Origin of the sequence: Pseudoflavonifractor sp. AF19-9AC, assembly GCF_003478995.1 — a bacterium.
Taxonomy (GTDB): Bacteria; Bacillota; Clostridia; order Oscillospirales; family Oscillospiraceae; genus Lawsonibacter.
On sequence record NZ_QUGI01000004.1, the window covers coordinates 1 to 25,454 of the forward strand.

24 protein-coding genes, 1 tRNA gene and 1 pseudogene are annotated in these 25,454 nt (G+C 54.5%); 18 read left to right on the top strand and 8 right to left on the bottom strand.

Features of this window, described 5'->3' with window-relative positions:
- Positions 1-193: pseudogene (locus DWX58_RS15470) on the top strand (hypothetical protein); the annotation flags it as partial.
- A gap of 469 nt (positions 194-662) precedes the next feature.
- Here the strand turns inward: DWX58_RS15470 and DWX58_RS07730 are convergent.
- The 4 genes from DWX58_RS07730 to DWX58_RS07745 form a co-directional block, all read right to left on the bottom strand.
- A complete protein-coding gene (locus DWX58_RS07730; protein ID WP_118642621.1) occupies positions 663-1,319 on the bottom strand; it encodes an RloB domain-containing protein in 657 nt (218 codons plus the stop codon).
- A complete protein-coding gene (locus DWX58_RS07735) occupies positions 1,312-2,625 on the bottom strand; it encodes an ATP-binding protein (protein WP_118642623.1) in 1,314 nt (437 codons plus the stop codon). Before DWX58_RS07735 ends, DWX58_RS07730 begins: the two co-directional genes overlap by 8 nt.
- Before the next feature lie 514 nt (positions 2,626-3,139).
- Entirely contained in the window at positions 3,140-4,009 is an 870-nt protein-coding gene (locus DWX58_RS07740) for a hypothetical protein (protein ID WP_118642625.1), read from the bottom strand.
- The gene (locus tag DWX58_RS07745; RefSeq protein WP_243093332.1) at positions 3,999-7,076 is read right to left on the bottom strand and encodes a hypothetical protein; all 3,078 of its coding nucleotides are present in this window, start codon (positions 7,074-7,076) and stop codon (positions 3,999-4,001) included. Before DWX58_RS07745 ends, DWX58_RS07740 begins: the two co-directional genes overlap by 11 nt.
- A gap of 96 nt (positions 7,077-7,172) precedes the next feature.
- On the opposite strand from DWX58_RS07745, the gene DWX58_RS15890 reads away from it, so the two are divergent.
- The 6 genes from DWX58_RS15890 to DWX58_RS07770 all read left to right on the top strand — a co-directional run bounded on the left by DWX58_RS15890 (position 7,173) and on the right by DWX58_RS07770 (position 11,996).
- The gene (locus DWX58_RS15890) at positions 7,173-7,295 is read left to right on the top strand and encodes a hypothetical protein (RefSeq protein ID WP_279229859.1); all 123 of its coding nucleotides are present in this window, start codon (positions 7,173-7,175) and stop codon (positions 7,293-7,295) included.
- Entirely contained in the window at positions 7,292-7,753 is a 462-nt protein-coding gene (locus DWX58_RS07750) for a helix-turn-helix domain-containing protein (protein WP_118642627.1), read from the top strand. The genes DWX58_RS15890 and DWX58_RS07750 overlap by 4 nt, the downstream gene beginning before the upstream one ends.
- 305 nt (positions 7,754-8,058) lie before the next feature.
- Complete coding sequence (locus tag DWX58_RS07755) at positions 8,059-8,493, top strand: hypothetical protein (RefSeq protein ID WP_118642629.1); 435 nt, start codon at positions 8,059-8,061, stop codon at positions 8,491-8,493.
- Complete coding sequence (gene mobP3 / locus DWX58_RS07760; RefSeq protein ID WP_118642631.1) at positions 8,481-10,421, top strand: MobP3 family relaxase; 1,941 nt, start codon at positions 8,481-8,483, stop codon at positions 10,419-10,421. The genes DWX58_RS07755 and mobP3 overlap by 13 nt, the downstream gene beginning before the upstream one ends.
- Before the next feature lie 69 nt (positions 10,422-10,490).
- On the top strand, positions 10,491-10,709 hold the full coding sequence (locus DWX58_RS07765; RefSeq protein WP_087188798.1) for a helix-turn-helix domain-containing protein: 219 nt from the start codon (positions 10,491-10,493) through the stop codon (positions 10,707-10,709).
- Between the two features lie 57 nt (positions 10,710-10,766).
- Positions 10,767-11,996, top strand: a complete 1,230-nt coding sequence (locus tag DWX58_RS07770; protein ID WP_118642633.1) for a site-specific integrase — start codon at positions 10,767-10,769, stop codon at positions 11,994-11,996.
- A 76-nt stretch (positions 11,997-12,072) separates the two neighbouring features.
- Here DWX58_RS07770 and DWX58_RS07775 read toward each other — a convergent pair whose 3' ends face one another.
- Positions 12,073-12,606 carry a helix-turn-helix domain-containing protein gene (locus DWX58_RS07775; RefSeq protein ID WP_347559162.1) on the bottom strand — a complete coding sequence of 178 codons (534 nt, stop codon included), beginning with the start codon at positions 12,604-12,606 and terminating at the stop codon, positions 12,073-12,075.
- A 324-nt stretch (positions 12,607-12,930) separates the two neighbouring features.
- Between DWX58_RS07775 and DWX58_RS07780 the strand changes: the two genes are divergently transcribed.
- A complete protein-coding gene (locus DWX58_RS07780; RefSeq protein ID WP_118642635.1) occupies positions 12,931-13,572 on the top strand; it encodes a hypothetical protein in 642 nt (213 codons plus the stop codon).
- A 361-nt stretch (positions 13,573-13,933) separates the two neighbouring features.
- Here the strand turns inward: DWX58_RS07780 and DWX58_RS15970 are convergent, their stop codons facing one another.
- Positions 13,934-14,272: a helix-turn-helix transcriptional regulator gene (locus DWX58_RS15970; protein WP_347559163.1), complete on the bottom strand. Its 339-nt coding sequence runs from the start codon at positions 14,270-14,272 to the stop codon at positions 13,934-13,936.
- 1,003 nt (positions 14,273-15,275) lie between these two features.
- Positions 15,276-15,351, bottom strand: a tRNA-Pro gene (locus DWX58_RS07790).
- Between the two features lie 256 nt (positions 15,352-15,607).
- Here DWX58_RS07790 and trmB point away from each other — a divergent pair.
- Complete coding sequence (gene trmB, locus DWX58_RS07795) at positions 15,608-16,348, top strand: tRNA (guanosine(46)-N7)-methyltransferase TrmB (RefSeq protein ID WP_118643188.1); 741 nt, start codon at positions 15,608-15,610, stop codon at positions 16,346-16,348.
- 292 nt (positions 16,349-16,640) lie between these two features.
- On the opposite strand, the gene DWX58_RS07800 is transcribed toward trmB, so the two are convergent.
- Positions 16,641-17,075 (bottom strand): MarR family transcriptional regulator, encoded by a 435-nt coding sequence (locus DWX58_RS07800; protein ID WP_118642637.1) that lies wholly within the window; start codon positions 17,073-17,075, stop codon positions 16,641-16,643.
- Between the two features lie 187 nt (positions 17,076-17,262).
- Here DWX58_RS07800 and DWX58_RS15675 point away from each other — a divergent pair, with 187 nt between their 5' ends.
- The 9 genes from DWX58_RS15675 (at position 17,263) to atpC (ending at position 25,227) form a co-directional block, all read left to right on the top strand.
- The gene (locus tag DWX58_RS15675; RefSeq protein ID WP_243093334.1) at positions 17,263-17,484 is read left to right on the top strand and encodes an MFS transporter; all 222 of its coding nucleotides are present in this window, start codon (positions 17,263-17,265) and stop codon (positions 17,482-17,484) included.
- 12 nt (positions 17,485-17,496) lie between these two features.
- Positions 17,497-18,444 carry an MFS transporter gene (locus DWX58_RS07805; RefSeq protein WP_347559164.1) on the top strand — a complete coding sequence of 316 codons (948 nt, stop codon included), beginning with the start codon at positions 17,497-17,499 and terminating at the stop codon, positions 18,442-18,444.
- Between the two features lie 550 nt (positions 18,445-18,994).
- Positions 18,995-19,843, top strand: a complete 849-nt coding sequence (locus DWX58_RS07810) for a F0F1 ATP synthase subunit A (RefSeq protein WP_118642639.1) — start codon at positions 18,995-18,997, stop codon at positions 19,841-19,843.
- Positions 19,844-20,023: 180 nt separating this feature from the next.
- Positions 20,024-20,245, top strand: a complete 222-nt coding sequence (atpE, locus tag DWX58_RS15975) for an ATP synthase F0 subunit C (RefSeq protein WP_347559166.1) — start codon at positions 20,024-20,026, stop codon at positions 20,243-20,245.
- Between the two features lie 13 nt (positions 20,246-20,258).
- Positions 20,259-20,759 carry an ATP synthase F0 subunit B gene (locus DWX58_RS07820; protein ID WP_118642641.1) on the top strand — a complete coding sequence of 167 codons (501 nt, stop codon included), beginning with the start codon at positions 20,259-20,261 and terminating at the stop codon, positions 20,757-20,759.
- A complete protein-coding gene (gene atpA / locus DWX58_RS07825; RefSeq protein WP_118642643.1) occupies positions 20,743-22,503 on the top strand; it encodes a F0F1 ATP synthase subunit alpha in 1,761 nt (586 codons plus the stop codon). Before DWX58_RS07820 ends, atpA begins: the two co-directional genes overlap by 17 nt.
- A gap of 5 nt (positions 22,504-22,508) precedes the next feature.
- On the top strand, positions 22,509-23,420 hold the full coding sequence (gene atpG, locus DWX58_RS07830) for an ATP synthase F1 subunit gamma (protein ID WP_118642645.1): 912 nt from the start codon (positions 22,509-22,511) through the stop codon (positions 23,418-23,420).
- Positions 23,417-24,817, top strand: coding sequence for a F0F1 ATP synthase subunit beta (gene atpD, locus DWX58_RS07835; RefSeq protein ID WP_118642647.1), 1,401 nt, complete (start codon positions 23,417-23,419; stop codon positions 24,815-24,817). Before atpG ends, atpD begins: the two co-directional genes overlap by 4 nt.
- Positions 24,817-25,227: an ATP synthase F1 subunit epsilon gene (gene atpC, locus DWX58_RS07840; RefSeq protein ID WP_118642649.1), complete on the top strand. Its 411-nt coding sequence runs from the start codon at positions 24,817-24,819 to the stop codon at positions 25,225-25,227. Before atpD ends, atpC begins: the two co-directional genes overlap by 1 nt.
- Positions 25,228-25,454: the final 227 nt, after the last annotated feature.

A 25,454-nucleotide genomic window follows, 5' to 3' on the forward strand; every position in this document is an offset into this window, starting at 1 on the left:
ATGTCTCTTTTTATCCACTTTTCAATTTGCGAAACTTATTCTACCTTATCAAACCTCCCTCGACAGCTTTATCGCCGGATTTGAACTGGCGTGGAGGCTTTCGGCGGAAGTACACAACGACGAAAACGAGCGCTCAGTCTCCTGTCGAACCAGGAGAGCGGGCGCTCGTTTCGTATCTGAGGAGTCTGAATGAAAAAATGAATGCTCATAGCTGCTCAGGGGTGCGAGAACTCGATCCCCGGGCATCCTTTTTCCAAGCAGCTGGGCTAAAATTTTTCGGGTACTTTCTAATGGCTTTTAACTATTTCCGCTCCATTTCAATTACTCTTTGACGCACTTAATCCCATTGGTTTCAAGTGCTCCGGTGCCGCCTGTTCAGAAGGACTCTTTTCAGGTTTAGATTCGGGCTATTGTACCTCTGTCAAAACCTAAATACAAGTTACAAGTTATTTCTGTTCCTCGAGTACATCAGTTTTAGCACGCCTAAACAAAGAACTTAACGCTCTCTTATGAGTTGAAAATTTGCTTCTAACATAAAATGGAGATACTTCTGTCAGAATATCCAAAGGTTACATAAGTTTTTAAATTACATCATAATATGTAGTTATTAATTAGCCGCACTATATAAGCGATGAGTTTCATTAGTGGTTTAAATAAATTCTTTAACAAATCGCACAGTCTTTCAAAATTTGAGCAATAGGTTCCCAAATTGTAAGGGCCGGGTTATCCGGATAGTATTTAAATCTACAATGCTGTATTTCGCGTTTTTCATCTTCTCGATTCTTTTTCATAATTGCTTGAGCCCTTTGGATGGCATCGCGGACGTCTGCTAATGTTAATTTACTTAGGCAACGCTTAAACTTACGTTCTTCTTTGTATTCCTTCAAACTGTCAAAGTCTTCTCCAAAAATTCTATTGATTCGGGGAAGATACTGTGTTCGGTCTACAAGCGCACCATTGCAATTCTCTTTGTGTAGAATTATCCAAAGTTCAAAGGTAAAATTGCTATACCCAAGAGAATATTGAATTTTTTTCGATTTTTTAACTTCAGCCATCTCAGAAAGAATATTTTTGAATTTGTTTATATGCTCACATTCGTTACTTTCTATATCACAGAGATGGGTTATATTTGGAGTTGATTTTGCGTTAACAGTTTTGGAGTAACTCCTTGGGCTTTGCTGCACAGATGCAACGATGGAAACATTATATGTTGCTTTTTCACAAGCATTAATTTGATCCCTAAGCCAGTATAAATACCATTGCTCTGTTTCACCTTCAACCGTAAAAATATATTTTTTTGTTTCTTTTCTATCAGCCATTATTTTTCACCTCATTTTCATGGATAATTTCTTTCAAAATGGATGAAAAATCGACCTCTTCAATGGCTCCGTATCTGCTAACAAAATAATTTTTCATGTAATCTTCGCCTTTTCGCACACCGTTAGCTGTTTTAAAATCAGATAGTGCATAATGAATACTCCGATTTGTTGCCTTATTCCGTTCAACAAATTTGATTTCATCTCTTCTGAACAAAGATGCATCCAAAAAAATGGGGTTATGAGTATTGAAAATTAATTGTGCGTGATTAATATTGATCTCATCGTTGTGAAAGATGTTAATAATACTCATGAGTGCCATAGGATGAATCGATGCATCAAATTCATCCATTATTAGGGTGGCCCCTTGGAGTAAGGCTCGAATAATCAATGGAAATTCGTTGATAAATCTAATTGTTCCATAAGACTCAAAATCTTCCGCAGGAATAGCAATTTTTTTATCATCAAAAACTGAACATAAGACAACATCATCTTCATCTGCTCTATATCCCAATGCGTTTGCAGTAATACCAAATTCTTTAGCTACTTCAGTGAGAGTTTTTTCCACATAAATAGTATGATCTGCTGGATTCGCAAATTTGCGCATGGATTGAATAGAATCGGCACGATAAATTACGATAAACTTATTTTCAAACCAATCAAGAATAGTTGAAACAAGTTCTTTTGAAAAAATGGATTTGAATCCGTTGCACAGGAAAAGTTCGTCAGCGCTTAAACTATCAAGAGCAATTTCAACTGAAGAAGATATATTTTTAGAAAAAGAGGAATTAATATAGTTTTTTATAACTTTAGGTGTATCTAACTTTAATCCGTCATTGTCTCTTTCAAATACTAATTTCTCATTAATATATAAACTCTCTCTGAGAATCCATCGCTTGCAATCTTTTTCTAAAAAATTTCCGAATATAGCGGAAAAAGAATAGTTAAAAACCATACCTTGGTCAAGGAAACAGACAGAAAAACTTACAGGAATATCTATGGCGTCGCAATTTGGGATTAACTCCAACATAAACGCAGCTTGGTTGGGCGAAGAAACAATATTCGAATTTTTAATATTTCCACGCAATACAATTGCTCTCATAGTATCCATCGCACCAATCAAATTGGTTTTTCCCGATGCGTTAGGACCATATATAACAGCGGAGGACAAACCGCGATATTTTTTTGCTCCAATTTTTTCGGATAAAATGCTATAGTCCAAACCCGTCTGCTGAGGGGCAGGCGTCATAGAAAAATTCGTTTCATCGTAAAAGGATTTATAATTGCTAAACTTAAAATCAAGTAGCATAATAAAAGCCCCCTTCTGCAGTAAAATGTAACTCCATTATAGTAGTATATAAAAAGCTTTGTCAACATTATACCCGCTCTATTTGCGAGATATTCGCAAATAGAGCGGGTATAATGTTGAACAATATATTTCAAGAGATGCTGTGCATACAACAGATATGAATAAAGATTGGATTTGCTTCTTTAGAGGCAGCTAAAATTGTTTTTATGCGTAATTTCCTTGCGACTTTCTCGTAAATGTGCCACTGTTTGGGATATCTTGGAAGCTCCTTGAATCGGTCACTGCCTCACGTTTGTAGAATCCGAAAGGTTTGTTCGCCTGACCGGACACTGCAATCTCAACAATACCGTCCTCTGCTTGAGGTTGATTTCATACACGCAAATGGATGTATGTCATTCCTTCCCTCTTTTAAGTATTTGCGAGAGTAGAAAGCACAGCAGGAATGATTAGATGCTAAAATATGCGCCGCCTAAACAAAGAATACGGGACTGGCCGCACTGGCCAGTCCCGTCGCTTATTTTGGCAGATATTCCTCCCTGACCCGGTACCGGCTGATGCCGAAACTGTTGCTTCGCTCGATGACCTCTTGGGGAAGCTGGTTCAGATATTTTCGGCCAAAATTGGTGTTGCCGAAGTAGCAGTCGAAATTGGTCACAGGGAGCACCACCCAGTCGCTGTCTTCCGGGCGGTTGGCCAGGTAGTAGGCAACCAGGGTGGGCAGGATATTGGAAGGCACTTTCTCAGGGCGGATCTGCTCAAGCCGTTCCGCCAGTTCCGCCGGCAGCTCCGGATCCGTGCAGCGCAGGGGGCCCAGCTCCAGGGCGTCGGCAATCATATCGTCAAAGCGGATCGTCCACGCGCCCTCTGTCAGGGTGGAGAGGCTCTCCGTCTGATACTGAAGCACTTTGCTGCGCCACTCATGGCCAAACAGCTTGTCCAGCTTCCCGGCGGAAGCTGCGTAGTTCTTATGGACTAAGTCCGGGTGCGCCAAAGCAAACTGCATGGCCCTGTGAAAGTGGCGGCTGAACCAGCCCCAGCCCTCTGCGTCCACCAGCTTGGGGAACTGCTCGTGGAGCGGCGCAAAATCGGTGCGGTGCTGCCACTCCTCACGGGGCGTACCGCGGCGCTCGGGAATACTGCACCAGGCGCACAGGCCGTCGTAAGCAAAACCGATCCGCTCCCTCGGGTCGCCGGGCAACAGGGTGCCGTCCGGAGCGTGAAATAAAAGGCCACGGGCCAGGATGGTCAGAATGCGGTTCATGCCGCTGAAGTCCCGCAGGGCCTCGAAGGTGAACCGCCCCAGCCAGGCGGTGTCCTTTTTGCCGGAAGCCCGATATGCTACCGGCTCCGTATAGTCCAAAAACTCCTGCCATTCATTCAGCATGGCGCACCTCCAACACATTGGGCTCGAGTGCATCCAGCAGCAGATCCCACAACAGGTTCCGCTTGCCCAGGGCCTCCACATAGCGCACCGCAGTCTGCGGACGAACGATCTTGTTCATCAACTGGCGGCACCGGGCGGATACCGCCTTCCGGTAATGCTGGGAATTCCGCTTGCTGAGATACGCATCCATCAGGTCATCAAATGTCGCCGAGTCTCCGGGGCGGTGCAGCTGTCGCTTTCTCTGCTGTTCATTCTCCTGCTGGATATCAAAGAGCAGGTCGCTCAGGACCCGGTATCCACCGCTGCGGAAATCAGGAAACAGGTCAAAGAGCGGTTCAAACTCCGGCAGCCAGGTGAGAAGAAATTGCATCCGTTCATCTTCCCGCAGAAACTGCCACCTGGCCTCATTCAGCGCCGCCCAGATCTCTGCCACCCGCTCCGGAGGCAGGCTTCCCAGCTGGGCGTACAGCTCATCGGTGTCCCAAAGCTCCTCCTGCCCCCGGGCAAAGAGGATGCGGGCGATGTCGCTCTTTCGTTTCTTTTCGCTGGGCTCCACCCGGCAGGCCCGGATGCGGGACAGGCAGGCTTCATAGTCCCGCAGCAGGGCGGAGATCTGCTCTAAAATTTCCCCGTCGAGATGTTCCTTCCAATCGGGCTGCTGGGCGAAGGTGAAAATCTCGTGATCCCTGGCGGGCTTGGCTCTGGCGGCCGGCGTGTGCTTTTTCAGCTGAAGCGCCAGATAGGGCAGGCGCTCCAGATTGGAGTCTACCTTGTCCCAATCGATTTTTTTGAAAAAGGCTTTGATGCGCTGCTGGTGGGTCTCCTCATACCAGGCCCGGCGTGTCTCCTCAGCGTCCTCCACCAGATTTTTATACTGTAGGAAAGGCGTCCGCCGCACCCGCCGCTTTTTCAGATACTCATCCAGATCCGGGCGGATGCCGCTCTTGGCCGAGTCGATCTCCAGCCCGGTCAGAATGGCCAGCACTTCGGTCTCGTCCTGAAGGCGTTTGCGCTCCTCTGCGTCTGAGTTTTCGTTGTAGGCGATGATGCTGCGGTCCAGGGCGGCGTTGCAGATCTGCCCCACCCGGGAGGAGAAGGTGCCCCGCACCACTTCAAACCGGGCTTCCCAATCCTCTGCGCTGCGGATCAGGGGTGTTGCGGATGGGATCATCAGCAGCGGGATGTTTGCCTCGTTGGAAAGCGCATCGTCCGCGCTACCGCGCGATGCCTCATAGTTTCGGCGGACGCACTCGTTCAAAATGGGGTCGGCGATGGTCTTGACCATATCTCCGTCATAGTCCGCGCCGCCCAGCCGCTCCGCCGCCAGCATGGTGGAGTCCACCATGACCAGATCGGTGAGATGCCGGAAATAGAAATGCCGCATCTGCCGCTTTTCTTTCTTGGCGTCGTAGGAGGAGAGTTGCAGTTCCTCATTTCTCGCAATATGGGGATTGCGCAGCAGGGTGCAGGTGTCTCCGGGCTGATAGGCCGCGCCGGGAGCGTAGAAGGCGCTGGTTTTGAATCGTAAGCTTTTGGTCACATCATAAAATGCCTTGTTCCGCTTCTTCTGCGGAAGCGTCTCCAGCAGATAGCTTAAAAAGTCCATCAGGTCGCCGGAGAGATAGCGGTTGTCCCCGGCCACGATCAGCCGTCCCAGAGAGTAGTTCTTCAAAATCTGTTTCGCCCTGCCGGCCAGCTCCTGCTGGTAGATCGGTTCGCCGATCATGCGCGGATTTTTGCGCAGGATCTCGCCCAGCAGATGCTCCCGGTTTTTGCGAAAGGGCAGGATGCCCCAGCGGTTCATCCGCTGCAGAAAGTATTTCTGCTGGAAGGCCCTGTTGGCGCAAAAATTGTAGTAGGCTACCTCGGTCTGCTTGGTGAGCCAGTTCCGCTCGTCCTCCTCCGGGCTGTGATCCCAGCCGTCGGGCAGATCCCGGGGACGGAACTCCTCCTCCCGGATGGATACCGTGTTCAAAAACTGGTAGTTCAGTTCGGTGTGGGTCTCCGGTTTCACCTTGCTCACATTGGTGATGTACAGAGCGTGGCGGTAGCGCCGGAACGCATCCCAATAGTCCGCCCAGGTCATCCCGCTGTCCTTCAGCCAGCCAAACCCCTTGAACATGCTCTTGGTGAGAATGATGTCCACGTCCTTGACGTTGTGCTCCTGCCCCCAGCTGTCCCGAATCACGGTCTGACCGCACAGGTCCAGAATCTCCTGGAAGTCTACCTGATGCACCATCCCCTTGATATAGGGCAGACGGATCTGAAAAGAAGTGTGGACGACCGCGCCGCAGAGCGCCCGGTCGATGACCTTGGCGTACTGCTTGGAGATAAGCCCCTCTCCGTCAAAGCAGGTGATGGGAATGTCCATCCGGCGCTCCACCCGGTGATACTTCCGGGTGCTGTTCCGGGTGCCGTCGTCTTCCACCGTGACGACCGGGACGCCCCTGGTCATCACCACCGGGTTGTCCACTACAATGACGCGGTGGGGCTTGTCGATGTCGATCCTGTCCAGCCGTGTGCCGCTGGAAAGCATCAGGCCGTTGTAGGCGTAGAGCTTGCTGAGCTGACAGTCGCCGATGGTCATGTCCATCTGGATGCGGCGGCGCACCTGGTCATACACATCCGCCCGGAGAAAGGACAGCTTGCTCTGGCGGCTCATGCTGCCCGAGCGCTCGAAGGCGAGATAGCGGTGCATCCCCGATCCCAGATCCAGCTGCACACCCTCCGGGCGGAACATATCCCGGGCCTTCTCCTGACGGATCTGCTGGCGGGGCAGTGTGCTGCTGCGGTCAAAGATCCCGGAGAAGTCCATGTAAAAAATCACGTCGGATAATCCGTCAATGGGCCGGTCGTCTGTCGGCTCGAAAAAGTCATCTCCCTGCACGACGCACATGATCTGAAAGAACAGCGCGTTGCCGTCCTGCTCATGAAGAGCGGACACCCGCTTGCACTTTTCCGTCGCCGCACGGTCAAGGGCAAAGTGCCACTGCCCGTTTTCCTGCGCGGCATAACTCATCACTGCCCGGGCGGATAGTTCAAAAATACGGTATTTGCTCTGGCCCATCTTCTCACCTCCGGATGGTCTCATTCTATCACAGAGAAGTGAAAAAAGAAATATAGACACTGCTCCCACAAATTTTGCGGGAGCGTTTTATTTTGTGTGAGAAAGGAGGATGGAAGTGATGAAGATTTGAATCTGTGTTGGTCTGCCGCTGCTCTGCGCGGTGGTGCTCAAAGAGAAATTCGTTCCGTGGAGATGAAAAAGAAAGGTGGTGCAAAATGAAGTTTCAACAGTGGCCCAAACGCGATCCACGCAAAAACTATTTTCTGGTTCCCAACGAAGTGTTTCACATCGGTCTAAGTCACCCGGAGATCTCGATCTACTGCTACCTGCTGAGCATCGAGAACAGAGAAACCTATCAGTGCTGGCCCAGCTACAAGACCATCGGCAAGGCGCTGGGGATGTGCGAAAACACAGTCAGCAAGTATGTGCGCAGCCTGGAGGAGAAAGGTCTCATCCGCACTGAGCCGACCATGATACGGAGCAAAGACGGCAGGCCGCTCAACGGAAACCTGCTCTACACCATCTGCCCCATCCAGGCGGCGGTGGAATCGTTCTACGAGCGGCAGTTCCGGCAGCTGGAGGAGGATGTCGCCCGTCAGAGGGCGGCGGAGCGTCTGGCGGAATCCGCCCGCAGAAGCCCCGAGAACGCCCTGTGTGCGCCTTTGGGGGGAGCGTGAGGGGGGGGATACCCCCTCGAGCGTAGCGAGCGGATTTGGGCCGCTTTCGGGGGCGTTTCCAGATCTGGCTTCTGAATCGCTTCCGGGGGCGGAGGAAAAAGCGGGGACGAAGGAAAAAGCAGGATAAAACCCTGGCGCCGCAAGCGCCGCCCGGCCGGTCACGTCTGCCCGCAGTGCGGGCAGTTTCGGGGAGCGTAGGCTGGCGTCTTTGACGGGCAGAAAAGATGCCGTTGGCGTCAGCTTTCCCCCAAACCCCTGTGTTGCAGGCTTTTTGCCAATGTCTGTTTGGAAAAAAGGAGGATTTTATGGGTAGCGAAACGAAGGAGCGGCTCCCGCTGCGGATGAAGCCGGAAACTAGCCGGAGGCTGGAGCAGTGGTACGCCGCCGACAACTGCCGGAGCAAAAACGAGTTCGTGGAAAAGGCAATCAACTTTTATGTGGACTACCTGGAGGCCCAGGACAGCCAATCCCTGCTGCCCACGGCGCTCCTGGCCGCGCTGGACGGCAGGCTGGGCCGTCTGGAGGACCACATCGCCAGGCGGGAGTTCACCCGGGAGGTGGAACTGGATCTGCTCATCGGGATCATTGCGGACGTGGTGGAGGTAGACCGAGACGATCTGAAGCGCAAACGGGCGCAGAGCGTTCGGAACGTGAAAGCCACCAACGGACTTATCTCGCTGGAGAAGCGGGCACGCTCCGCCGGGGAGCCAGACTGGGACGGTGACGAATGGCAAGACTGATTCTGAAAAGCCCCTACATCAAAAGCACCGGCGGCGCTGCCGGGTACCTCCGCTACATCGCAACCCGAGAGCGGGTAGAGATTCTTCCGGATGATCGTCCGCCCACGCGAAAGCAGGAGCAGCTCATCGCCAAGCTGGTGAAGGACTTCCCGGACACCAAAACCCTCTACGAGTATGCGAGCTACCAGGCCAAGCCCACCAAGGCGGCGGCCTCCGCGTTACTCACGCTGGCACTGGAATCCAACTGGGACGCGCTCCGTCAGTCGGAGCAGTATCTGAAGTATATCGCCACCCGGCCCCGAGCGGAACGTCTCGGTTCCCACGGTCTGTTCGGGGACAGCGACGGCGTGTCGCTGGAAAAAGCGATGAAAGAACTGGAGCAGTACACCGGAAACGTGTGGACGCACATCCTCTCTCTCAAGCGGGAGGACGCGGCGCGGCTGGGCTTCGACAACGCCGCGGCGTGGAGAAATCTCATCCGCGCCCACCGCAATGAGATCGCGGCGGCGATGAAAATACCGCCCGCAGACTTCCGCTGGTACGCGGCCTTCCACGACGAGGGCGAGCATCCTCACGTCCACATGATGGCCTGGTCGGCTAAATCTGGACAGGCCTACCTCTCCAAAGAGGGCATCCGCCAGATCAAGTCCAGGCTGACCAACGACATCTTCCGGGACGAGATGCTCCACCTCTACGAGCAGAAGTCGGCGTCCCGGGACGAGCTGGTGCGGCAGGCGCGGCGGGCCATGCTGGAGCTGGTACAGGCGATGCAGGACGGCCTGTGCGACCACCCGGAGGCCGAGCGGCTCATGCAGGAGCTGGCGGTGCAGTTGGGGACGGTCAAGGGAAAGAAAACCTACGGCTACCTTCCCAAGCGGCTCAAGGGGCTGGTGGACGAGATCGTGGACCAGATGGAGCGGCTTCCTGTCATGCGCCAATGCTACGACCAGTGGCTCTTGCTCCAGGGAAAGGTGGATGGCTACTACCACGACAAGCCCCGTGAGCGGCTCCCACTCTCCAGAGAAAAAGAATTCCGGCAGATCAAAAACGCCGTCATCCGGGAAGCGGAGCGGCTGCGGCTGGGCCAGATCACCTTCGAGGACCAGGACATGGGCCAGTGGGACGAGCCGGAGCAATTCCAAAATGCGCCTCATGCGTACTGGACACTGTGGGAAGTCATCCGCAATGAAGAGCTGACGCTGGAGGAACGGAGCGGCGCGGTATCGGAGCTGGAGAAGCTGGCCAAGGGCGGCGACCGATACTCCCAATACCTGCTGGGCAAGCTCTGGCGGGACGGTCCTCTGCTGATCCCCGATGGGGCAAAAGCTCGGTATTGGTTCGAGCAGGCCGTCCGGCAGGGTCATCCGGCGGCGCAGTATGCCCTCGCCAAGCTGTTTCTTTCTGATGATCTGGAGGTGCGGAACACCGCGCGGGGCGTGGACTTGCTGCGTACGGCCGCGGCAGGCGGAAACAGCTGGGCCATGTACCGCCTGGGCAAAGAGCTGCTCCGCGGCGAGATCATAGAAAAGGATACGGCGGGCGCGGTGGAGTGGTTCACCCGTTCTGCCGAGCAAGAGAATTCCTACGCCCAGTATCTGCTGGACAAGCTGTATCTCACAGGAAAGGAAGTGCCCCGGGATGAGGCGCAGGCTGCTCTCTGGCTGACCCGGTCGGCGGAGCAGGGGAACGAATACGCCCGGTACCTTCTGGACCACAGGGAGGAACAGCGCCCGCCCGATGTGATGCTGGCGGTGACACGGCTGCTCTACCACACGAGCCAGATCTTCCAGGATAACTCCCTGCCCAGGTCCCGCCCCGGCGGCATCCAGATCGACCGCAAGCGGCTCAGAAAGCTGCGGGAGAAGAAGATCGCTCAAGGCCACAAGCCGGATGACCATGAGGAGCAGTGGCCTGAAATGACCGTGTAAGCGGCGCAGAATATGGGCCGCAAAACAAGGAATAAAATCCCTTCCGCGGGAAGGGTGGAAAGGAATCTGATGAAACGATCCAAGTATAACTCGTTCAACGAGCTCCCTCTGATGCTGACCGTGCAGGATGTGGCCGATGTGTTGGGTATCGGCCTGGCCCACGCCTACGAGGTGGCGCACCGGAAGGATTTCCCCACCATCACCCTGGGCAGCCGGATCATCGTCCCCCGGGATAAGTTCATGGCGTGGATCGAGGAGCAGGCGGCTCAAAAGACGGAAATATTTTAGTAGCTATTTCCGGGATTCTGTGGTATTTGTTTGTGTTGCCGAAAGGAGGGACAACCAATGGCAAAGAAACGAGCAAACGGCGAGGGCAGCATTCGCAGAAAGCCCAACGGCCGCTGGGAGGGCAGATACACCCTGGGGATCGACCCCGCCACCGGCCGTGCCATCCAGAAAAGCGTGTCCGCCAAGACGCGGGCCGAGTGCAAGGAAAAGCTGGACCGGGCCATCCGGGACAACCGGGGCATCCCGATGGACCACAACGAGGACTACACCGTGGCGGAGTGGTGCAGGCTGTGGTTCGAGACCTACAGCAAGCCGGTGATCCGCCCCAACACCGCCAAGAACTACAGGAATATCATCGAGAACCACATCGTGCCGGCCATCGGGATGGTCAAGCTCAAGCGGCTCACCGCCATCCAGATCCAGCAGATGTACAACGATTCCAAGGCCCGCGGGCGGGTGCAGCGGTTTGAAACGCAGACCAGCACGGCCCTGTCCGGTAGCACGGTCCGGCGCATCCACATGGTGCTGTCCTCGGCGCTCAAGCAGGCGGTCAAGGAGCGGATTATCCCCTACAACCCCTGCGACAACTGCCGCATCCCGCGCAAAGAGTACCGGGAGATGACCATCATCCCGCCGGAGAAGCTGGGGGTGTATCTCCGCGAGGCGGAGAAGTATGGCGTCCTGCCCATGTTCTTCCTGGAGCTGTCCAGCGGCCTGCGGCGCGGGGAGCTGCTGGCGCTCCTGTGGGATGACCTGAACGTGAAGGACCGTATCCTCTCAGTGAGCAAGCAGGTCACCCGCATCGACGGGGAGCTGGTGGTGACCGAGCCGAAAACCAAGAACTCCATCCGCAGGGTGGCGCTGTCCCAGCAGGCAGTGGACATCCTGGTGCGGGAGCACGAACAGCACCCGGACAACCCCATCCTGTTCCCATCGCCCCGCACCGGCGGCTACTGGAGCCCGGACGCAGTGTCCAGGATCAACCGCAAGCTGCTGGAAATGGCCGGCATCGAGGAGCACGTGCGCTTCCACGATCTCAGGCATACGTTTGCAACCATGGCCCTCTCCAGCGGCGTGGACGCGAAGACCCTGTCCAGCATGCTGGGCCATTTCAGCGCCGGGTTCACCCTCGACACCTATACGCATATCACCAATGAGATGCAGAGGGGCGCGGCGGAGAAGATCGGCGGCTTCATGGAAACGGCTACGGCCAAGCCGGAACCCGAGCCGCCCGACCCGCCGGAGGAGAGCCGGTGCAAGGTGATCCCGTTCGAGAGAGTGGGGTAAAGGAGCTCTATATAAACAGACAGAGTGCATCCCTTGCGGATGCACTCTATCTGCGCTTCGCGTTTATCGCACCTGGTTATCGGATCTGCTTCACCATCAATCCGTGGCGGTTGCAGTAGCAATACAGGTATCCTCGACCCCGGAGACGAAATCTGCACTCTGCGTTTCCTTCCGGGTACAGCTTGATCATCTGAAACTTTTCGGATGTCACATAGGCCAAAAAGGAAATGTAGTGGGATTTTGTCATGGGATGATGGACGGTGATGAAGTGTTCGTCTTCTACCGGCTCGATCTGGATCTCGTGGTGTTCGTCCGGTGCCTCAGCCTCCAAAGCTGGAAGAGACACACCACAGCAGCTGATGACCGTATCCCCCAGGGTGTGGATCACGTTGCCGCAGATGGGGCAGACGTACAGCTTGGAGCGAAGCAGATTGGCGGATCTGTTTTGATTGATGACAGCATCGCCTTTCATCAGTTCCATGACGGAGACACCGAGAGCGGCGGAAAGCGGCTCGAGGAGCGAGATATCCGGCAGCCCTTTGGCGGTCTCCCACTTGGAAATGGTCTTGCTGCTGACATCGATCTTGTCTGCGAGCTCTGCCTGCGTCATTTTTTCTGCTCCCGCAGCTGCTTGATGGTGTTGCCGGTGACATATAAGTTCATGCGTTTGGTCTCCTGTACAAAGATTGTATCGAGATTATAACAGGAGGAGTGCGGCTCCACAACCTACGCAGCGTAGACATGCAGCCAGGAACGGCGGAGAATACCGGTGGCTTCGTGGAAACGGCCACGGCCAAACCGGAACCGCTTATAATGCACGAAAAAGCAAACCTCTCCATATTCAACCAGCAGTTCAATGACAACTGATCAAGTTTGGAGTATGCTTGACCCATCAAATCGTTCCGCCGGGGAGTGATATAGGGAGGTATGATCCATGAATATGAAAGATGCGTTTCGATTCCAGAATAAACTGAAAGGCCTGATGTGTGAGGCCACTGCCATCCTTCAGGACCGGCGCAATATCGTCAAGGTCAAGACCACTCATCTTCGGAGCAAGGTCATGTCCGATACTCAGGATGCCGTAGTGGAGGAAGCTGCTCCCAGTGAGTATGCCGGCCACGCCAACGAGGTAGCCGCCTTCCTCATGTCCCTGCTGGAGGAGCGGGAGAAATTGTGCCGGGCTATCCACGCCGCCAAGAACGCATTGGATTTGGATATGGACAGCGAGGTGGGCCTGAACCGGCAGCGTCAGGAGTTGGCTGAGGTATTCCGCCACATGACTATGCTCCGTAACAGTGAAAAGACCATTGCCGGCGGAGGCTCCGGCTTCCGATTCAACGGCGAGGGAAACCAGGTCTCCTACCGCTGTGATGCCACGCAGGTCACCACCATCGACTTTGACCGGAACAAGATCCGAGGTATGGCCACGGCGCTCAGCAAGAGGGCCGACGAGATCTCCATGTCCCTGGACAAGTGTCTGGTCAACACCGAGGTATCCTATGAGCCGCCCTTTGACATGAATGACAGCTTTGAGGACATCCTCAGCGACTTTATCGAAAAGAGCACGGCCGCATAAATGCCATCACCACACCTTTAGGTGTGGTGGGCGTGGCAGAATGGATAGGCAGTGATGATCGGTTCAGGCGCAGATGAATTATGATGCTGCGCATCCCCCGGCAAAGAATGGACTGCATCTGATGAATGCAACATGAGCTCATAACTCATTGTGAAAGGCTCGTCAGTCGCCTCCATCCTCGTCCACCGAAATACTGCCATTTCTAACACACATCCATTATCAAAAGCAGGATTCGACCTTACGCTTCTCTGATACTTGCCATAATGGCGTGATATTCTATTTATGAAGTCGCTTGTTCACCCAAGGGCTGCGGCCGTCCAGCAGGATCGCGGCAGGCCTATGGACACAGGCGGATAAGGATCTAAGCGGTTTTGAAATTCTGCCATGCCCACTGTACCTGAAGAAAGTTCCCCATAAAAAGACCTGAGCAGCAGGCGGCTGCCTGCTGCTCCCAAGAAACAATATGAGAAGTGGAGATGATGATCTCGTTCATTGGCACCTGGAGCAAAGCGCTCAGTGCATAGAGGTTATCTACACTGGGAAGGCTCTGGCCCCGCTGCCATTTGTAGATGGCTTGCGGCTCCTCAAATCCGAAATAGTGCTGGAGATCTCGGACTGTCAGGCCGCGATCCTTCCGGAGCCGGCAGATATTCGCCCCGGTAGCCACAGGATCGATGACAGGAAACTGAATCATGGACATATGGATCGCCTCCATTCATCAGGATGATCTCCGCCTCAGCGGAGTACTTCAGCATACCTGATATGTTCTGAAATAGCAAGCGATCTTTGACATTTGTAATGAGATTGTTATAGAGGAGTCTACAATCTGAACATCCTCGGTGCCATCCGTATATCAGCCAGCGAATGCTGTGCTGTGCCCTCTGGGGTGCTCATACCAAGACAAAAGAAGGAGATGATCAGCTGTGACGCAGTTGGTTCCATTGGACAAACGCAGTAAGAAAGCCCGGCGGGAATACCACGCGAAACAGCGTGGCTCCTGGCACGGGGTCAACCCAATCACCCGAACCGTACAGAGCAGGAAGACTTATGACAGAGCAAGAGTTAAACAAGCGGATCGCCGAGATCTTGGGATCTACTAAAAACGAGCCCGGATGCGGCCGGCGTTCCGGCCGCCAATATCGCCGTACCCAATGTGTCAAGCACTCAGACCATCTTCTGTTTCTCATTCAGCACAGCAGGTATGCACCAAACATGGGGTATATCAGGGGAGACTATGAGGGATTAAGAACATTACTTCATTCCGGACTGCACATTCAGTATATGAAGTCCAGCAATTGTCAACGGTATCTGAAGCGAAGATCCAATCGAAAGGTCCGTAAGTATTTCGGCCTATCGAAGAAGGGCAACCAGTATCGCAAAGTGTTCGAATACTGGTGGACGCTCTATTGAATTTAAGATTGGTCAAAGATCGACTTATAGCAAGAGAAATCCTGCTTCACGACCTACGCAGCGTAGACATGCGATCAGGAGTAGCCGACAACGGCACCGATATAACGGAAAAATGCGGAAGTTTCCCCGTTAGGGATGGGTTAGGGATTTGGCGTTTTCGGTGGCTATCCTCGCTCATGCGCCTGCCGCTGTTCTGCCCCTGGGATCGCCGCAAAACAGCAATCAGCAAAACCTCAAAAATCAAACCAAAAACGCAGAAAAACCGCCTATTTAGGCGGTTTTTCTAAGGAAAATGGTCCGAGTGACAGGATTCGAACCTGCGGCATCCTGCTCCCAAAGCAGGCGCGCTACCAACTGCGCTACACCCGGATATGAAGTTGTGGGGTGGCCTGGGCGGATTCTCCCAAAGCAGGCGCGCTACCAACTGCGCTACACCCGGATATGAAGTTGTGGGGTGGCTTGGGCGTACTCTCCCAAAGAGTGGATATACCAACTGGATGGGAAAAGGAAAGTATGACTTTGATAGTATAGTATATTTTTGAAAGGATTGCAAGTATTCCTTTGGTATGGTAGGATAAGAATCTAGTTGGAAACAGAGTCTAAGGATGGAGTGATTCCTGTGAGAATGAGAAAAAAGCCAAACCTGGATCTGCGCATGGAGCAATGTGCCGATTTTTTAATTCAGAATCCGAAGGAGTATCGTGGACGGTGGAGAACACTTAAGCCGGATGCGAAAGAGGTGCGGCTGGAACTTGGCTGCGGTAAGGGACGATTTACGGCTGAGACAGCCCGCCAGAACCCTCAGGCCCTGTACATAGCGGTGGAGCGAGTGCCCGACGCCATGATTGTCGCGATGGAACGAGTGCGGGATCTTGGTTTGAACAATGTCTATTTTATTGATGGGGATGCTGCGCAGCTTCGGGACTATTTTGCACCGGATGAAGTAGATTTGCTGTACATCAATTTCTGTGATCCGTGGCCGTCCAGCCATCACGCCCGCCGCCGGTTGACCCATGAGAATTTCCTGGTGTTATACCGGGGAATTTTGCGGGAGGGAGGCGAGATTCACTTCAAGACGGATAACAAACCTCTGTTTGAGTACTCGCTGTTCCAATTTCCAAAGGCAGGCTATGAACTCTCGCAAGTCACAAGAAATCTGCATGAATGTGGGATCCAGGGCGTTATGACGGACTACGAAGAGAAATTCCACAGCATTGGAACTCCCATTAACCGCTGTGTGGGCACGAAGCTGGCCATGGATCCGGAGCCTGAGTTTAAGCCTATTCCAGGTCCAGATCGTTCCAGACGCATTCCTCGGGAGGCGGAAGAACAAGATACTCCAAAGGAATCGGATAAAGAAGACTGAGCTGCTGGGTAAAGAAGAATGTGGCACACAAGTAAGGGAAAATGTGAGCGCATTTAGGATAGTTTAGAGATGTGCATACTGCGAACCAGTAAATGAAGAAATAGGAAGTATCCAATGCGATAACAGGCGTCGGCACAAAGTGGTGCCGGCGCCTGTTTTTATATCCGCCAGAGGTAAGAACAAAAAATTCCGATAAATAGTGGGAAAGTGTTGGAATGCTTTGGGGGCTGCGGTATGGAAGAAAAGGGGAGAAGACCAAAGAGGCTCGAAATATATGGAGTACAGGTCTGGTTTAATCGTCCTGGTCGATTGTGGATTCAGCGGCCAGCAGGAGAAGACGTTTAAACTCGGCTCGTTCCATGTCAGTCATGCTTTGGGTCATGCGCTGGAAGCATACGTCAATTTCTTTTTTTACAGACGGATAGACGGTCCAGGATTTCTCAGTAGGCTGAATCAGATAAGTTCGCTTGTCCTTGGCGTTGGTGGTGCGCACCAGAAACCCTAGATCCTCCAATTTGGTGACAGTTTTGGCGATGACGCTTTTGTCCAGACCAAGGCGTTTAGTAATGTCGTCCTGGGTAAGGGCCTCGAAATCACAGACAATCAAAATCACCACAGCCTGTGCAGCAGTGAGAGCATACTGGGCACAGCTGTTGTTAAGCCAAATATGCGACTTTCGATACAAGATTGAGATGGATTTAAAGGGGCTGTTCATAATATCGGCCATAACGCGCGCCTCCTTTTGCGATAAAACTATTATAGTCTAACAGGGAGAGCTTTGCAAATTCGTTTGGGCTACAAAAAGAAAAGGTGGCAATTGCAACTTGATATTGACGGGGTGGATGCCTTGCGCTATATTTAAAAGGTGGCAATTGCTACTATTTTATTGCCGAAATAAAGGAGCCTTGTTTAATATGGAAAAGATTGAAAAAATTTGGAACAGGAGATTCGTACTTCTGTTTATCACAAACCTGCTGGTATTAGCGGCATTTTACGCTTCCATTCCCATCATTCCGGTCTATTGTGAGGAGATTGGGATTACGGGGGCCAAGGTAGGCATTGTTTTGACTGCAATGTCGGTGGCTACGGTTCTGTTTCGGCCAGTGGCCGGTTACTTGTTGGATAATTTCAACTGATACCACGTATATTTGCTATTTTTAGCTATGTTTTGTCTGTCTTTCCCGGCGTTCATTGCCTTTCCTGTGTTTGGCCTGCTGATCCTGGTGCGCCTTTATATGGGAGCGGTTTATTCGGTATGTGCTTCTGCCACCATGACTATGGCGGGGGATGTGCTGCCTGTGACTAAGATCACTGAGGGCATCAGCCGCTTTGCGTTCACTGTATCCATCGGTATGGCGGTGGGCCCCTATGTTGGACTGCAGGTGCAGAGCAACATGAGCAGTAAAGCATCCTTCCTTACCATCTTCGGCATTACAGTGGCAGCCTTGATCTGCGTGTCCTGCTGTCGCCTGAAGTACCCCAAGGTGGAGCGAAAGAAGTTTTCCCTCAAAGAATCTCTCTACGGCCCTGCCGCTCCCTTTATGCTGAACATGATGTTCTTGATGATCCCCTATGGTGCGGTTATTGCTTACTCCTCCATCCTGGCACAGGAAAAGGATATTATGGGGTATCTGCCTTATTTCTATATCTGCCTTGTGGTGGGGATGCTGTTGTCCAAAACCTCTACACAGAAGGTCATCGACGCGGGAAAACACGGCCCGCTGGTCTATGTCAGTCTGGCAGTGCTGATTGTCACTATGCTTAGCTTCCTGTTTTTGACCTCGGGTGTGCACCTGCTCATTGCGGGGTTTTTCTTTGGCCTGGGTTACGGCATTCTCCAGCCGCTTTTTCAGTCCTTTGTTACCGGCACCACGCCAGCGCCTCAGCGGGGCGTAGCCAATTCCACTTATATGCTCTCCTATGACATTGGCATTGGAATTGGCTCCCTGCTTATGGGTTTTATGCAGGAGTCCATTGGTCTGACCAACGGCTTTGCGCTGACCGCCATTTTCTATGTAGTGGGCGGTGCAGTGTATCTTGTCTATGTGGACCATTATTACTGCAGATTGAAGCGGGATGCTGACCACAGGGGATAATCTGTGCAGGGTCGAAAACAAAACGGAAGGCAATCTGAAATTCAGTAAAGAGGGAGAAAATCCCAATAAATTTCAGGTGCGATCAAATAAACTGTACACGGGGCGGTGTGGAGAGTAGAGAGGGGAAAATGTTAGGAAATTCCTTGGCTAGAGAGGGCTCGATGCAGGAAATGCTGCATTTTTGGTGAGGCGTGAAATAAATTTTGTGTCAAAAAAAGGGATTAATCTTTGACTTTCCCTTTTATGAAGCTTATAATCTAGGCACGCGTGGCCCATCCATTATTTGCAAGGCGTGTCATGACTATAGTGGGGATGACACGTCGTTTCTTTTTCAGGGAGGATGGAGCCAAGTTGCCAGAGGGAGAGAATAAGGAAAGGGGGCGGATCCCGAGCCGAAGCGGCTCCTTCTGCCAGAGGCGGATGAACCTGGTTTTATCAAATGCGGACACTGGATTTGTGTGAAATTTGATTGGCTGCCTCGGGGGTGAGCCGCCCATACTCAGACGGACAGAGTGGCCGTCTTACATTTCAGAGATGAAGAAGGGATGACATGAAACAGAACAAAAAGCGCTTTCTTCTGCTTTGGCTGTGCATCTGTGTGGTACTGCTGGTGAGTGCTTTGGTGGTACCGGGAGGAGGAGAGAGCGAGACCATACAGGAGGCTATGCGGGATGCGGTGCTGCATGAGACCAATCCAATCAGTCTATTTGGTCTGTGCACGGTGAATCCGGGCTATATCTCCTCGCTGGTGGTGACTGTGGTGCTGCTGGTGGCTGCACTGCTCATCCGTGTCTTTTTCATTCCCAGGTTTCAATATGTGCCAGGGAGGTTCCAGATGCTGCTGGAGCAGGCAGTGGGCATGTTTGATGGCCTGGCTAAATCCAACAGCCCCTGGCGCAACGGCTTTTTGGGGGCTTATGTCTTTGCCGCCGGTGCTTACATTTTTACGGGGACGCTGTTTGAACTCTTTGGGTTTCAGGCCATTGCTACAAATGGCAACTCCGTTACGCTCCCCGCGCCCCTGTCTGATGTGAACGGGGCCATTATGCTGGGTGTGCTGTCCTATCTGGTCATTTTCTCCGGCGCCATTGCTGGAAATGGTATTCGGGGAATCGGCAGCGCCCTGAAGGAAATTTCCCTGCTCATTTCCATGAGCTTCCGTCTGTTCGGCGCTCTGCTCAGCGGTCTTTTAGTGACGGAGCTGGTTTACTACTATATTCAGCTCAGCTTTGTCCTGCCGGTGCTTGTGGGAGTGCTGTTCACACTGCTGCACGCGCTCATCCAGAGCTACGTGCTGACGATGCTGACTGCGCTGTTTTACGGCGAGATGTCTGAACGCAAGGAACGCCGCCCCAAGGCCGGGAAAAAACAGGCCGGGGAGCCGCTGCAGAATGTTTAAAATGATTTGGAGGTCTTTCTCATGCGTTTCGTAAAAAAGGTTCCGGTAGTACTTCTGATTCTGATGCTGACTGTGGCTCTGGCGGCACCTGCCTATGCCGCCGGCAGCGACCAGACCGCTGAGACCACTCAGACGACTGCCGCCGAGAATAATACAGCCTCGAGTGACAAGAGCGCTTCCGTGGGCCTGAAGGCGATTGCCGTGGGCATTGCCATCGGACTGGCCGCTGCCGGCGGCGCCGTGGGCATGGGTATTGTGGGCGGCAAGGCGGCCGACGGTATCTCCCGCCAGCCCGAGATGGAGGGCAAAATCCGTACCACACTGATGCTGGACCTGGTATTTATTGAGACCGCTATTATCTATGCGCTGCTGGTAGTCATTCTGGTCATCTTTGTTCTGTAAAGGTGGTGTGGTTATGAGTATTCCACTGAATATTGACTGGCAGCAGATTCTGCTGCATCTGTTCAATTTCGCGATTCTGGCCGGTGGGCTGTATCTGCTTTTGTACCGCCCGGTCAAGAATTTTATGGAACAGCGCCAGAACCACTATGAGAGCATGCATCAGCAGGCCCAGCAGGACCGGGAGCAGGCGGAGAAGCTGAAGGCGGAGTATGAGGACAAGCTGTCCCAGGTTGAGGCCGCTATCACCCAGCGCAAGACCGAGGCGGAGCAGGAGCTTAGCCAGCTTCGGAGCCAGAGGGTAGCCGAGGCCAAGCAGGAGGCGGAGGCCATTCTGGCCAAGGCCCGGGAGAGCGCAAAGCGGGAGCAGGAGGAGCTGGTGTCCAGCGTCTCCAAGGAACTGGTAGATATGGCGGTCACCGCGGCGGAGAAAATTGCTCTGGGCGCTGACGGCGATCCCTACGAACAGTTCCTGAACCTGGCAGAGAGGAGGACCTCCCATGAGCAATCCCGGTGAAAGAATCGCGGTTCTCCGGGGCGGAACACCGCCCAGTGAGGAGAACCGGAAGCGCCTTCTGGACTTTTTGCAGCAGACCTATCATCAGGAATTTGACCTGAAGTGGGAACAGGACGATGCCCTGGCCGGCGGGTTTACCCTGCAGGTGGGTACCGATGTGTACGACTGGAGCATCGAGGGACGGCTGCGTCAGTTTGAAGAGCGGATGCGGCAGCTCAAGCCCTCCCGGGAGAATCTGCTCCCCCTGATTCGGGAGACCATGGTCAACTGGTCGCCGGAGGTGTCTGCCCAGGAAGTGGGGCAGGTGCTGACAGTAGGTGACGGAATTGCCACCGTGTCCGGCCTGGAACACGCCGTCTACGGCGAAATCCTGCTGTTCTCCTCCGGAGTCAAGGGCATGGTGCAGGAGCTGCGGGAGGACGAGCTGGGCTGTATCCTCTTCGGAGACGAGGAGGAAATCGTCCAGGGCAGCGAGGTGCGCTGCAGCGGGAAAATGGCCGGCACCCCGGTGGGTGACGCATTTCTGGGCCGGGTGGTGGACGCGCTGGGCACGCCCATCGACGGCAAGGGTGAGATTGCCGCCAAGGAGTACCGCCCCATTGAGACTCCCGCTCCCTCCATCATTGACCGCCAGTCGGTGAATCGCCCCATTGAGACGGGTATTCTGGCGATCGACTCCATGTTCCCCATCGGCCGGGGTCAGCGTGAGCTGATCATCGGCGATCGCCAGACCGGCAAGACAGCCATCGCCCTGGACACCATTCTGAACCAGAAGGGTAAGGATGTGATCTGCATCTATGTGGCCATCGGTCAGAAGGCCAGCTCGGTGGCTCAGGTGGTGCAGACGCTGGAGAAATTCGGCGCTCTGGACTACTCCGTGGTGGTCAGCGCCTCGGCCAGTGACTCGGCCACCTTGCAGTACATCGCCCCCTATGCCGGCTGTGCTCTGGGGGAATATTTTATGGACAAAGGCCGGGACGTGCTGATTGTGTATGACGATCTCAGCAAGCACGCCATCGCCTACCGGGCGCTGAGTCTGTTGCTGGAGCGGTCCCCCGGACGTGAGGCCTATCCCGGAGACGTCTTTTACCTCCACTCCCGTCTGCTGGAGCGCTCCGCCCATCTGTCACAGGAGCGGGGGGGCGGCAGCATGACCGCCCTTCCCATTGTGGAGACCCAGGCCGGCGACGTGTCTGCCTATATCCCCACCAACATCATTTCCATCACCGACGGGCAGATCTTCCTGGAGAGCGATCTGTTCTTTGCCGGCCAGCGCCCGGCCGTCAACGTGGGCCTGTCCGTGTCCCGTGTGGGCGGCGACGCCCAGACCAAGGCCATGAAGAAGGCGGCGGGCTCCCTGCGTCTGGATCTGGCCCAGTTCCGGGAGATGGAGGTGTTTACCCAGTTCTCCAGCGATCTGGACGACCTGACCCGCAGTCAGCTGACCTATGGCCAGGGGCTTATGCGCCTTTTGCGTCAGCCTCAGTACCACCCCATGAGCCAGCACCAGCAGGTCATCCTTCTGGTGGCGGCCCTCAGCCACGCCTGCCAGGACATCCCGGTCCGGCAGATGGACCAGTTCCGGAAGGAGTTTTTGGACCATATGGAGAAGAACGCGGGGGCGCTGTGCCACGGGATTGACCGGACCGGACAGCTCACGGATCAGGACATCGCGTCCATTCAGGATCTGGCCCGGGCTTTTGTGAAGCAGTATCAGAGCACCGGGTCCGCGGCGGAGGAGTAAGCACCATGGCAAGTACCGCGGAAATCAAAAGCAGAATTGACAGCATCATGGAGACCCGGAAAATCACCAATGCCATGTACCTCATTGCCTCCACCAAGCTGCGCCGGGCCCGCAGCGAGCTGGAGCAGACCCGGCCCTATTTCGCCGCCCTGCGCAGCGAGATCAAGCGGGTATTCCGCACAGCCAACGATGTGGACAGCCACTACTTTTATCCTCCCGACCAGGAGCCGGAGATGCCCGGCACCTACGGCTGTCTGGTCATTACGGCGGACAAGGGTCTGGCGGGGGCCTACAACCAGAACGTGCTGAAAAAGGCCCAGCGGCTGCTGGAGGCCCATAGTGACACCAAGCTCTTTGTAGTGGGGGAGTACGGGCGGCGCTTTTTTACCCAGCACCACGTCCCCATCGAGCAGATGTTTCTTTACACGGCCCAGAATCCCACTCTGGACCGGGCCCGGGAAATCAGTTCCCTGCTGCTGGACCAGTATGACCGGGGCCTTCTGAAGAAAATCTTTGTCATTTACACGGACATGGAGAACGGGCTGACCGCCCGTGTCCGTTCCACCCGGCTGCTGCCCTTCCACAGAACCTATTTCGCGCCGCCGGAGAAGGAAAAGAAGATCATGGTGCCCTTTGAGTTTGAACCCTCCGTCTCGGCGGTGCTGAACGGCATGATGCACAGCTATCTCACTGGGTTTATTTACAGTGCCCTCATTGACAGCTTCTGCAGTGAGCAGCAGGCCCGGATGACGGCCATGGATTCGGCCAACCGCAACGCGGAGGAGCTGCTGGCGGACTTGTCCCTGCAGTATAACCGGGTGCGCCAGGCGGCCATTACCCAGGAGATCACCGAGGTCACCGCCGGGGCCAAGGCCCAGAGGAAAAAAAGGAGAAAAAAAGAGGTGCAGGTATCGTGAAATACGGAAGCATCGTTCAGATATCCGGCCCGGTGGTGGATGTGCGGTTTGAGGCCGGCAGCCTGCCCCGAATCCGGGAGGCGCTCACTGTCTGTGTGGACGGGGAGAAGCGGGTCATGGAGGTTGCCCAGCACATAGGGAGCGACATGGTGCGCTGTGTCCTTCTGGCGGGCAGCGAGGGGCTGTGCCGGGGCATGGAGGTCAGCGCGCCGGGCAGCAGCATCACCGTTCCGGTGGGCACCGCTACCCTGGGGCGCATGTTCAACGTCCTGGGCGAGGTCATCGACGGGGGAGAGCCCCTGACCGAGCCGGTGGAACGCCACAGCATTTACCGCAAGCCCCCTGCCTTTGAGGAACAGCGCCCCATGGGCGAAATTCTGGAGACAGGCATCAAGGTCATTGATCTGCTGGAGCCCTACCCCAAGGGCGGCAAAATCGGCCTGTTCGGAGGCGCCGGCGTGGGCAAGACCGTGCTCATTCAGGAGCTCATCCACAATGTGGCCATGGAACACAACGGCTACTCCGTGTTCACCGGCGTAGGTGAGCGGAGCCGGGAGGGCAACGATCTGTGGAATGAGATGCGGGGCAGCGGCGTGTCGGACAAGACCGCCCTGGTCTTCGGACAGATGAACGAGTCTCCCGGCGTGCGGATGCGGGTGGCTCTGGCGGGCCTGACCATGGCCGAGCACTTCCGGGACCAGGAGCACAAAGAGGTGCTGCTGTTCATCGACAACATCTTCCGCTTTGTTCAGGCGGGCAGCGAGGTCTCCACCCTGCTGGGGCGGATGCCTTCCGCCGTGGGTTACCAGCCCACTCTGGCCAATGAGATGGGCGAGCTGCAGGAGCGGATCACCTCCACTCAGAACGGCTCCGTCACCTCGGTCCAGGCGGTGTATGTCCCGGCCGACGACCTCACCGACCCGGCTACCGCCACCACCTTTACCCATCTGGACGCCACCACTGTTCTTAGCCGAAAGGTGGCGGAGCAGGGCATCTACCCGGCGGTGGATCCCCTCCAGTCCAGCTCCCGTCTGCTGGAGCCGGACAAGGTGGGGGAGGAACACTACCGCATTGCCCGCAGCGTCCAGGAGATTCTGGAGAAATACAGCGAGCTGCAAGATATTATCGCGATTCTGGGTATGGACGAGCTCAGCGACGAGGACCGGACCACGGTCATGCGTGCCCGGAAGATCCAGCGTTTTCTGGCCCAGCCCATGCATGTGGCGGAGAAATATACCAATAACCCCGGCGTCTATGTCCCCCTGAAGGAGACTCTGCGGGGCTTCGCCGCTATTGTGGACGGCGAGATGGACGAATATCCCGAGATGGCCTTCTTCAACGTGGGTACCATTGACGACGTGAAGAAGAAGGCGGAGAGCATGGAGGCGAACAGCTGATGGAGCCATTTCAGGTCCATATCCTGGCCGCAGACCACCCGTTCTATGAGGGGCCATGTTATTCTCTGGTGCTGCCCACCTCCGATGGCATGCGTGGGATTCAGGCACGCCACAGCAATATGATTACCGCTCTGGTCCCTGGCACCATGTACTATCAGATCGAGGAGAACGTCTCTCTGGAGGCGGCGGTCTCCCATGGCCTGGCCAAGGTGGAAAACGGCGAGGTCTTGATTCTGGTGGATACGGCGGAGCGCCCGGAAGAGATTGACGCCAACCGTGCCAAGCGCGACGCGGATGCCGCCAAGGAGGCCCTTCTCCAGAAAAAGAGCATCCAGGAGTACCGCGCAGCCCAGGCTACGCTGGCCCGGGCGGTCAGCCGTTTGCGAGTCAAGCACCATTATGATCTGTAAGACAGGCGGAAGTGGGGGACCCCACTGTCCCCTGAACGGAGAGAGGACCTCCGGCGGAACGGCCGGGGGCCTCTCTCTTTTTTGCGCGGGAGCGGAAAAAAGCGGATGATTCAAAGGGGCAAGAACCTGGACCGCAGAATGGAGCACCGCAGACAAGAAAGCTGGTGGGCGGATTTTCTGTTTCAGACTATTCTATTTCCAAGAGAAATTTGCTATAATTATATTCT

Excerpts from the sequence above, each read along its gene's own strand:
- DWX58_RS07820 (WP_118642641.1), top strand. The coding sequence starts at position 20,259 with ATGAGTATTCCACTGAATATTGACTGGCAGCAGATTCTGCTGCATCTG.
- DWX58_RS07735 (WP_118642623.1), bottom strand. The coding sequence starts at position 2,625 with ATGCTACTTGATTTTAAGTTTAGCAATTATAAATCCTTTTACGATGAA.
- DWX58_RS07745 (WP_243093332.1), bottom strand. The coding sequence starts at position 7,076 with ATGGGCCAGAGCAAATACCGTATTTTTGAACTATCCGCCCGGGCAGTG.
- trmB (WP_118643188.1), top strand. The coding sequence starts at position 15,608 with ATGAGAAAAAAGCCAAACCTGGATCTGCGCATGGAGCAATGTGCCGAT.
- DWX58_RS15675 (WP_243093334.1), top strand. The coding sequence starts at position 17,263 with ATGGAAAAGATTGAAAAAATTTGGAACAGGAGATTCGTACTTCTGTTT.
- atpA (WP_118642643.1), top strand. The coding sequence starts at position 20,743 with ATGAGCAATCCCGGTGAAAGAATCGCGGTTCTCCGGGGCGGAACACCG.
- atpG (WP_118642645.1), top strand. The coding sequence starts at position 22,509 with ATGGCAAGTACCGCGGAAATCAAAAGCAGAATTGACAGCATCATGGAG.
- DWX58_RS15970 (WP_347559163.1), bottom strand. The coding sequence starts at position 14,272 with ATGTCCATGATTCAGTTTCCTGTCATCGATCCTGTGGCTACCGGGGCG.
- DWX58_RS07730 (WP_118642621.1), bottom strand. The coding sequence starts at position 1,319 with ATGGCTGATAGAAAAGAAACAAAAAAATATATTTTTACGGTTGAAGGT.
- DWX58_RS07750 (WP_118642627.1), top strand. The coding sequence starts at position 7,292 with ATGAAGTTTCAACAGTGGCCCAAACGCGATCCACGCAAAAACTATTTT.
- DWX58_RS07775 (WP_347559162.1), bottom strand. The coding sequence starts at position 12,606 with ATGACGCAGGCAGAGCTCGCAGACAAGATCGATGTCAGCAGCAAGACC.
- DWX58_RS07755 (WP_118642629.1), top strand. The coding sequence starts at position 8,059 with ATGGGTAGCGAAACGAAGGAGCGGCTCCCGCTGCGGATGAAGCCGGAA.
- DWX58_RS07800 (WP_118642637.1), bottom strand. The coding sequence starts at position 17,075 with ATGGCCGATATTATGAACAGCCCCTTTAAATCCATCTCAATCTTGTAT.
- mobP3 (WP_118642631.1), top strand. The coding sequence starts at position 8,481 with ATGGCAAGACTGATTCTGAAAAGCCCCTACATCAAAAGCACCGGCGGC.
- DWX58_RS07770 (WP_118642633.1), top strand. The coding sequence starts at position 10,767 with ATGGCAAAGAAACGAGCAAACGGCGAGGGCAGCATTCGCAGAAAGCCC.
- DWX58_RS07810 (WP_118642639.1), top strand. The coding sequence starts at position 18,995 with ATGAAACAGAACAAAAAGCGCTTTCTTCTGCTTTGGCTGTGCATCTGT.
- atpC (WP_118642649.1), top strand. The coding sequence starts at position 24,817 with ATGGAGCCATTTCAGGTCCATATCCTGGCCGCAGACCACCCGTTCTAT.
- DWX58_RS07765 (WP_087188798.1), top strand. The coding sequence starts at position 10,491 with ATGAAACGATCCAAGTATAACTCGTTCAACGAGCTCCCTCTGATGCTG.
- DWX58_RS07740 (WP_118642625.1), bottom strand. The coding sequence starts at position 4,009 with ATGCTGAATGAATGGCAGGAGTTTTTGGACTATACGGAGCCGGTAGCA.
- DWX58_RS07780 (WP_118642635.1), top strand. The coding sequence starts at position 12,931 with ATGAATATGAAAGATGCGTTTCGATTCCAGAATAAACTGAAAGGCCTG.